This is a genomic window from Pontiella sp., assembly GCF_041622395.1.
Lineage (GTDB): Bacteria > Verrucomicrobiota > Kiritimatiellia > Kiritimatiellales > Pontiellaceae > Pontiella.
The window spans coordinates 1-8,344 of sequence record NZ_JBFJYW010000175.1; the positions used below are offsets into that span (position 1 = coordinate 1).

General features: G+C 62.8%; 5 protein-coding genes. All 5 read left to right on the forward strand.

The window, feature by feature from the left end:
* Positions 1 to 73: 73 nt before the first annotated feature.
* The 5 genes from ABYO54_RS10795 (at position 74) to ABYO54_RS10815 (ending at position 7,140) form a co-directional block, all read left to right on the forward strand.
* Positions 74 to 811: a VC0807 family protein gene (locus ABYO54_RS10795; protein ID WP_372808258.1), complete on the forward strand. Its 738-nt coding sequence runs from the start codon at positions 74 to 76 to the stop codon at positions 809 to 811.
* A gap of 215 nt (positions 812 to 1,026) precedes the next feature.
* A complete protein-coding gene (locus ABYO54_RS10800; RefSeq protein ID WP_372808259.1) occupies positions 1,027 to 2,802 on the forward strand; it encodes a UbiD family decarboxylase in 1,776 nt (591 codons plus the stop codon).
* Positions 2,803 to 2,923: 121 nt separating this feature from the next.
* The gene (locus ABYO54_RS10805; RefSeq protein WP_372808260.1) at positions 2,924 to 4,426 is read left to right on the forward strand and encodes a B12-binding domain-containing radical SAM protein; all 1,503 of its coding nucleotides are present in this window, start codon (positions 2,924 to 2,926) and stop codon (positions 4,424 to 4,426) included.
* Between the two features lie 79 nt (positions 4,427 to 4,505).
* A complete protein-coding gene (locus ABYO54_RS10810) occupies positions 4,506 to 6,500 on the forward strand; it encodes a tetratricopeptide repeat protein (protein WP_372808262.1) in 1,995 nt (664 codons plus the stop codon).
* Entirely contained in the window at positions 6,484 to 7,140 is a 657-nt protein-coding gene (locus ABYO54_RS10815; protein WP_372808261.1) for a tetratricopeptide repeat protein, read from the forward strand. Before ABYO54_RS10810 ends, ABYO54_RS10815 begins: the two co-directional genes overlap by 17 nt.
* The last annotated feature ends 1,204 nt before the right edge of the window (positions 7,141 to 8,344 follow it).

Sequence of the window (8,344 nt, forward strand, 5' to 3'; positions counted from 1 at the left end):
GACGTGCCGAGATGCGCATTTGCATTGTTTTAACGCTTCCGATGGGTAGACTGCGTCCTTTTACGGAGGCGTCATGGACAAGAGCAATCACAAGCAAGAGAATCCGCTGATCAGTATTCTGGTGAACGTCGTCATCCCCGTCGCGGTGCTGAGCTTTCTGGGCAAGGAAAAATATCTTGGTCCCGTCTGGGCGCTGGTGGTGGGGCTTGCCTTTCCGATCGCCTACGGCCTTCGCACGCTCATCCGCGACCGCAAGGCCGACTTCATGTCGATCATCGGCATCGTCAGCGTCACCCTCACCGGGGTGTTCGGCATCCTGAAGCTGCCGCCGGAATACATCGCCATCAAAGAAGCCGCCATTCCGCTCATCCTCGGCGTCGCCATTGTCGTCTCGCTCAAGACCCCGTTTCCGCTCATCAAGAAAATCCTGATGACCGAGTCGCTGTTCGATGTCGAACGGTTGACGCACGAGCTGAAGGAAAAGGGCAACGAAGCGGTATTCGAAAAGCGGCTGGTCGGCCTGACTTGGGGCTTCGCCTCCTCCATGTTCCTGTCGGCCGTCCTCAACTATGCCTTGGCCAAATATATCCTGACGGCCGAGCCGGGGTCGGAGGAATTCACCGCGCAGCTTGGCAAGATGACGGGCCTCAGCCACATCGTGGTGCTGGTGCCCTGCATGGCGGTCATGTTCTGGGTCATGAACAAGCTCTTCAACACCCTGACCGAGCTGACCGGCTGCAAACTCGACGATCTCCTCGCCGCCCACCATCGCGAAAAGGCCGCGCCCAAACCGGCCGCCGTCCCGGATTAGCCCGCGCCGGCCTTCCTTTGGCCCCATGCATTGGAACGCATCTGCTCACGATCGTGAACAGATGCGTTCCGCATCCTGGCGCCCGGGGGCGGTTTTGCGGGCGCATGCAGGGGCGGTTTTGCCGCCGGGGGTTCCCGCGGCACAAATCCTGAATCGGCATTGAATCGACCCGGTGCATCCTGTAATCCTGACGGAAACAACCGAACGGGGACCGAATGGGATACCGAAGCACGAGGGAATGCGTCGAGGCGCTTGAAAAGCACGGGCAGTTGCTGCGCATTGCCGACGAGGTCGATCCATACCTCGAAATGGCCGAGATCCAGCGGCGCGTCTACAAAGCCAAGGGCCCGGCCCTCCTTTTCGAAAACGTCAAAGGTTGCCGGTTTCCGTGCGTCTCCAACCTGTTCGGCACGCCCGAGCGCGCGCGGCTGCTCTTTGCCGACACCTACGATCCGGTGGCAACGCTGGTCGCCTCCAAGGCCGATCCGCTCAAGCTGCTCAAGACGCCGGGCAAGGCGCTAAAGGCCGGGCTCACCGCCCTGCATGCGTTGCCGAAAAAGGTTTCCGCCAGCGCGGCGCCCGTCTTCGCGTGCCGCTGCAAGATCGGCGACCTGCCGCCCATCGTCGGCTGGCCGGACGACGGCGGGGCGTTCGTCACCCTTCCGCAGGTCTACAGCGAGCCTCCGGATCATCCCGGGAAACCGCTCAAGAGCAACCTCGGCATGTACCGCATCCAACTCAATGGAAACGAGTTCGTTCCCGATCGGGAGGTGGGGTTGCACTACCAGATCCACCGCGGCATCGGCGTCCACCACAAGTTGCATCTCGATGCGGGCAAACCGTTCCGCATTGCCATCTTTGTCGGCGGGCCTCCGGCCATGAGCTTTGCCGCCGTCATGCCGCTGCCCGAAGGCATGCCCGAGGTGGCCTTCGCCGGCGTGCTGGCCGGGCGCCGCTTCCGCTATGCGCGGTACGAACATTGGACGGTCTCCGCCGAGGCCGACTTCTGCATCGTCGGCACCATCAAGGAGGAGCTGAAGCGGGAAGGGCCGTTCGGCGACCATCTCGGCTACTACAGCCTCGACCACCTTTTCCCGTGCCTCGAAGTCGAAGAGGTCTTCCACCGCAAGGATGCCATCTGGCCCTTCACGGTCGTCGGCCGTCCGCCGCAGGAAGACACCACCTTCGGCGAAGTGATCCACGCCATGACCGGCGCGGCGATCCCCTCGGAAATTCCCGGCCTCAAGGCGGTGCACGCCGTCGATGCCGCCGGCGTCCATCCGCTGCTGCTCGCCATCGGGCAGGAGCGCTACACGCCCTACGTGAAAACCATCCGCCCCTCCGAACTGCTAACGCTCGCCAGCGCCATCCTGGGCAAGGGGCAACTCTCGCTCGCCAAATATCTCTTCATCGCCAACGAGGCCGACAACCCGGCGCTCGACCTCCACGATGTGCCGGCCTTCTTCAAGCACATGCTCGAACGCATCCGCTGGGAGCGCGACCTCCATTTCCACACCGAGACCAGCATCGACACGCTCGACTATTCCGGCACCGCCCTCAACCACGGTTCCAAGGTCGTCTTCGCCGCCAACGGCAACCCCGTCCGCACGCTTTCGTCCGTCAAACCGCCGCTCGATTGCGCCGTGGTTGCGCCGGGCATCCTGGCCATGCGGTCGACCGTCGATCTCGACACCTTCGCCGAGCGGCTGGAGGGACAGGTTGCGGTCGACGACTTCCCGTTGATCGTGCTGTGCGACGATCCGGACTTCGTGGCCAAGGACTTCGACAACTTCGTTTGGGTCGTCTTCACCCGCTCGAACCCCGCGCGCGATATCTCCGGCGTCGGGGCCGCAACCGCCTTCAAGCACTGGGGCTGCACCGGCCCGCTCATCATCGACGCCCGCCTAAAACCCCACCACGCCCCGCCGCTCGTCGAAGATCCCGCCGTCACCGCCAAGGTCGACGCGCGGATGGACTCGCTGCTCAAATAACCCCGGCCGCGCAGACGTCTGCGCTGAAAAGCGTTCCGACCCCGTTTGGACGCCGGTCTTCGATTGAATCGGTGCGCGGTTGGTGGTAAAAACCGGGTGTGCCGAAGGAGGGCTGAGCGGGATGAATATTTTACTGATCTATCCTGAGTTTCCGGAGACGTTTTGGAGCTTCAAGTATGCCCTGCCGTTCGTGGGCAAACGCTCGACGTTGCCGCCGCTGGGGCTGCTGACCGTGGCCGGGATGCTTCCCGCGCAATGGAACGTGCGCCTCGTCGATGCGAATGTGCGCAAGCTGGCCGACAAGGATCTGGCCTGGGCGGACTGGGCGTTCATCAGCGGAATGGTGATCCAGCGCGAGTCGTCGAAACAAGTGGTGGCCCGGTGCAAGGCGGCGGGGCTGCGGGTGGCGGCCGGCGGTCCGTTATTCCAAATGGAACACGAGCAGTTTCCGGAGGTGGACCACTTTATCCTCAACGAAGCGGAGCTCACGTTGCCGCCGTTTCTCGCCGACCTGGAAAACGGGGCGCCGCGGCGAATCTACACCACCCCGGAGTTTGCCGACCTGCACGACTCGCCCGTTCCCCGATGGGAGCTGCTCAACCTCAGGCACTATGCCTCGATGGGCATCCAGTTTTCGCGCGGCTGTCCGTACAACTGCGATTTCTGCAACGTCACCACCCTGCTCGGCCACCGGGTGCGGATGAAATCCCCGCGGCAGATCATCGCCGAGCTCGACACGCTCTATGCCCTCGGATGGCGCGGGGAGCTCTTTTTCGTGGACGACAACTTTATCGGCAACAAACGGTTCTTGAAACAGGAGCTGCTGCCCGCGCTGAGCGAATGGCGCCGCGGCAAGATCGGCAACGCCTTCTTCACCGAAGCATCGATCGATCTGGCCGACGACGCCGCCCTGATGGACCAAATGGTCGACGCCGGGTTCGACACCGTCTTTGTCGGCATCGAAACCCCGGAAGAGAGCAGCCTGCGAGAGTGCGGCAAGGCCCAGAACGTCAACCGCGATCTGGTCGAAGACGTCAAACGCCTCCAGCGAGCCGGGCTGCAGGTGCAGGGCGGCTTTATCGTCGGTTTCGACCACGACCCGCCGTCGATCTTCCAGCGCCAGATCGATTTCATCCAGCAAAGCGGCATCGTCACCGCGATGGTCGGCCTGCTGCAGGCGCCGCCCGGGACCCGGCTCTACGAGCGGATGAAACAGGAGGGCCGGTTGGATGCGGCGGCCACGGGCGACAATGCGGACGGGACCACCAACATCGTTCCGGCCATGACGCTGGAGGTCCTGAAGGCGGGGTACCAGAAAATCCTCACGCACATCTATTCGCCGGCGGCCTACTACCGGCGCATCCAGACCCTGCTGCGCGAATACCGGCCGGCGCACGTGCGCTACCGGTTGCGCTACTGCCATATCCGCGCGCTGTTGCGGTCGATTGTGCTGCTCGGCATCGTGGGCCGGGAGCGGGGGCGCTTCTGGAAATTGCTGTTCTGGACCCAGTTCCGGCACCCGCGGCTCGTGCCCCGGGCCATCATCCTGGCCATCTACGGCTACCACTTCCGCAAGATCTGCGAGAAGCAACTCCCGGTGGCCGCGCTTCAGGCCCGAAGTTGAGCCGGCAAAGGATTCGGTAACTTAAGAAAATCTTGCAAACGCGGTTTGACGGGGATTTTAAGACTGATATGCTGTGGCAATGATCTGTCGGTTGGCCATGGTTGCGCTGTTGGTCGGGGGCGTCTGTTGCGCCCAGACCTACGACGAGCTGTCGGCCGAGCTGAAGGCCGCCACGGACCGGGCGGCAATCCATCGGCTCAAGGCGCGGGTGGCCGCGGCGGCGGTCGGGCGGCTCGAAACCGAACCGCTCGCCGCCTCGCAAAAGGAAGCACTCCGGGCCGAGGTGTTGGCGCATTGCGCCGATGTGCAGTTGGGGGCGATGGATCTTTGGTTCGGCGACTCGGTCGTTACGTGGGGGCGCCTGCTGTTGCTCGACGGCGACTGGAAGGGGGCGCGCTCGCTGCTGTGGGGCCAGGCGGAGGTGCTGCAGAACATCGAGAAAAACCTCGCCGCCAACCGGCTGCCGGTCTCGGCCATCAGCCCCGTCGCCGGATGCCGCTACGGACTCGGCGAAACCTATCGGCTGGAATACGAGCAGACGCAGCGCCCCGAAGCCGCCGTCGCGGCGCTGAAGCAGTTCTACAATGTCTACATCAAGTATGGCGACGGTCCATGGGGCCCGTTGGCGCAGGAAAAGGCGGAGCAGGCGAAGGCGCTTGTCGAGGGGCGGGGCATGCGGGTCCGTATCGAGCTGGGCGAGCACCGCCAGACCTTCGTGGCCAACAAGTTCAAGATCGGGGCCCGGCTGACGGCCGAGGGGCGCCATGCCGAAGCGCTCGACCCCTATCTCGACGCGATCAACTATTTCCCCGAGTCCGAAAAAACCTTCGAGGCCCTGCGCAACATGGGCGTCTGCTTCCTCAACCTCGGCCGCCACGAAGAGGCGCTGACGACGGTTGAATATCTGTGCGAACGCTTTTCCGGCAACCCCGATGCGCCCACGGCGGTGCTCGGCGTGGGGCGGAACTATATCGACGCCGGGGACGCGCCGCGCGGCGAGCGGCTGTTCGAGTGCTATCTCGCCGCCTTCCCGACCGACCCGCGCCGCACCGACATCCTCTCCTACTTTGCGTGGAAGGCCTACAAGGCGGAGCAGTGGCCGGAAGCCGTCGCCCGCTTCCAGGCGCTGGAGGCCGCCCTCCGCGCCGCCGGCGAAACGGGCCCGCCCCTCGAAAAGGCCGTTTATATCCAGGCCACGCACCCCAACGATCCCCAAAAGCTCGATCGCTTCATCGGAGAGTTTCCGGATTCCCCCCTGGTTCCGGACGCGCTGCACCGCAAGGCGCAGGCCCTGTTGATTGCCGGGGACTTCGATGGCGCGTTCCAGACGCTCGAAACCCTGGGCGAGCGGTTTCCGGAAGCCTCCGCCGCCCGGACCGCCTTGGCCGGGCTGATCGTTTCCGCGGTCGAGGCCGAACGGTTCGATATCGCCGAACAGGTGCTCGACCGCATGCTTGCGGACCGGACGTCCTATGGCCCCGACGTCTACGTTGCGACGGGGGAGGGGTTGCTGTCGGCGGGGCGCTGCGCGCTGGCCGCCAAGGCCTTCGACGCCGTTCCGCTCAGCGCAAAAAAGGAACCCGTCGAGCGGGCGGGCCTCGGCAAGGCCACCGCCCTGTTTGGACAGGAACGGTTCGCCGAAAGCCTCGCGGTTTCGGAAGCGCTGTTGGCCCGCTATCCCGGCTCCGGCCTTTTCTTCGACGTTCGCCTGCTGCAGGCCCGCGCCTGCGTTCGGCTGGGCCGGACGGAGGACGCGCTGGCCGCCTATGCCGAGGTGCTCGCGCTCAGGCAGGACTATGCCGTCGTGCTGGAAATGGTGCCGCTGCTGGCCGATGCCGAGGAGCGCCTGGCCGCCTACCAGCGCATCGCCCTGCTGGCCGATCCCGCCCAGCCCGAAAACCGCCCCTTCATTGCCGAGAGCATACTCGCCAGCCTTCCGCTCTGCATCGAGCAGGGGAAATTCGCGCTCGCCATCGAAAGCTGCGACCAGTTTGCCGACCTCTTCCCCCGGCATGAAAAGCTGCCGTTGGTAACCCGCTACCGCAAGGAGGCCGCCGATGCGCTGGTTCATTAGCCTTCTTCTTTTCGGCCTGCTGTTTTCAAGCCACGCCGCGCACGTCATTACCAACACCGGGCGGCGGATCGATGCCACGCAGATTTCCGCAAGTGCCGATGGCTCGGTCACCATCGTCACCGCCACCGGCCAATCGCTCACCTTCCGCTCCGGGCAATACCGCTCCGCCGCCGCCGATCGTCCCGCAGCACTCGCCCAGGCGCAAAAATGGCTGGAAGCCGGCCAGCCCGAAAAGGCGATCCCGCTGCTGGAAACGGTCAAGCGCGACTGCCGCTTCCTCGCCTGGGATCAACCGGCCATCGCGCTGCTGGCCAACCACTATTTCGAAAGCGGGCAGTTTGCCCAGGCGGCCGCCGAGTTCCAGCTGATGGACGAGCAGGGGCCGGACGTACAGGAAAAGATCCGTCAGGCGCTGGTGAAGTCCGGCAAGGCCGACGCGGTGTTGCCCGCGCTCGAACAGGATATTGCCGGCGGCTCGCGCGAAGCCGCCGCGCGGGCCTACCTCCTGCGGGGCGATCTCAAGGCCGCCGCGGGCGATACCGAAGGCGCCCGCCGCGACTGGCTCAAGGTGGCCACCTATTTCAAGGCGCAGAAGGAGCTCGCCCAGCAAGCCGCCGATAAACTCGATCCGGCGGAATAGCCACCCGCAAGCGCAAAGATTTGGGCGGTTTCGTTTATTACGCGCCCGCTCTATTCAAAACCCATCCTCCTAAATCCGGGAATGGAACCGTGAATGTTTTTTTGCCACGGAGGCCCGGAGGCCCGGAGCAATATGAATATCTGTGGCTCCGTGTTTGCTATTGCTCCGGCGGTTAAATATTGCGCATTCCATGCGGGAGATCATTAGCCACAAAAGAGCGCAAAGATCGCAAAAATCACCCGAAAGCCTGTGGAATGAACCTTTGGTGTCCTTGCGTTCTCTCGTGGCCATAATCCGGATATTTATCTGCCGAATCGATAGCGACGCGGGGGGTAAAAGAACCGGCCCAAACATCATCCTAGAAAAGTAAATGAACCACAGATCAACACAGATTTCAGAACAGGCTCTCACTCCGGCGGGTGGGCGAGACAAACTTGAGTATCTGTGTCCATCTGAGTTCATCGGTGGTTCCCTTCCCCCGTGGAGCTGGAATGTTTTTTTACCACGGAGGCCCGGAGCAATACGAAGCTCTGTGCCTCCGTGCTTGCTATTGTTCCGGCGGTTAAATATTGCGCATTCCATGCGGGAGACCGTTAGCCACAAAAGAGCGCAAAGAGCGCAAAAAGCACCCGAAAGCCTGTGGAATGAACCTTTGGTGTCCTTGCGTTCTCTCGTGGCCATAATCCGGATATTCATCTGCCGAATCGATAGCGACGCGGGGGGTGAAAGAACCGGCCCAAACATCATCCTGGAAAAGTAAATGAACCACAGATCAACACAGATAAACACAGATTTCAGAACAGGCTCTCACTCCGGCGGGTGGGCGAGACAAGCTTGAGTATCTGTGTCCATCTGAGTTCATCGGTGGTTCCCTTCCCCCGTGGAGCCGGAATGTTTTTTTACCACGGAGGCCCGAAGGCCCGGAGCAATATGAATATCTGTGGCTCCGTGTTCGCTAGCGACGAGGCCGTCGGCCCTCCAGCGCGAACTGTCGGCGCGATCCGAGGTCGTGGTTCCTGTCGAACGGACGCCGGCAACCCCCGTGCAGCGTATCATCTAGAACTTCGTATTTTCACCACAGAGGGCACTGAGACACAGAGGCTCTATGCATTTCCCCTCTGTGACCTCTAGCGACGCGGGTGGTTGAAAATCATCCGAAAGTTTAAGGTTTCCAGTGCACTAGGAAAACGGTTCGGTCGCAATC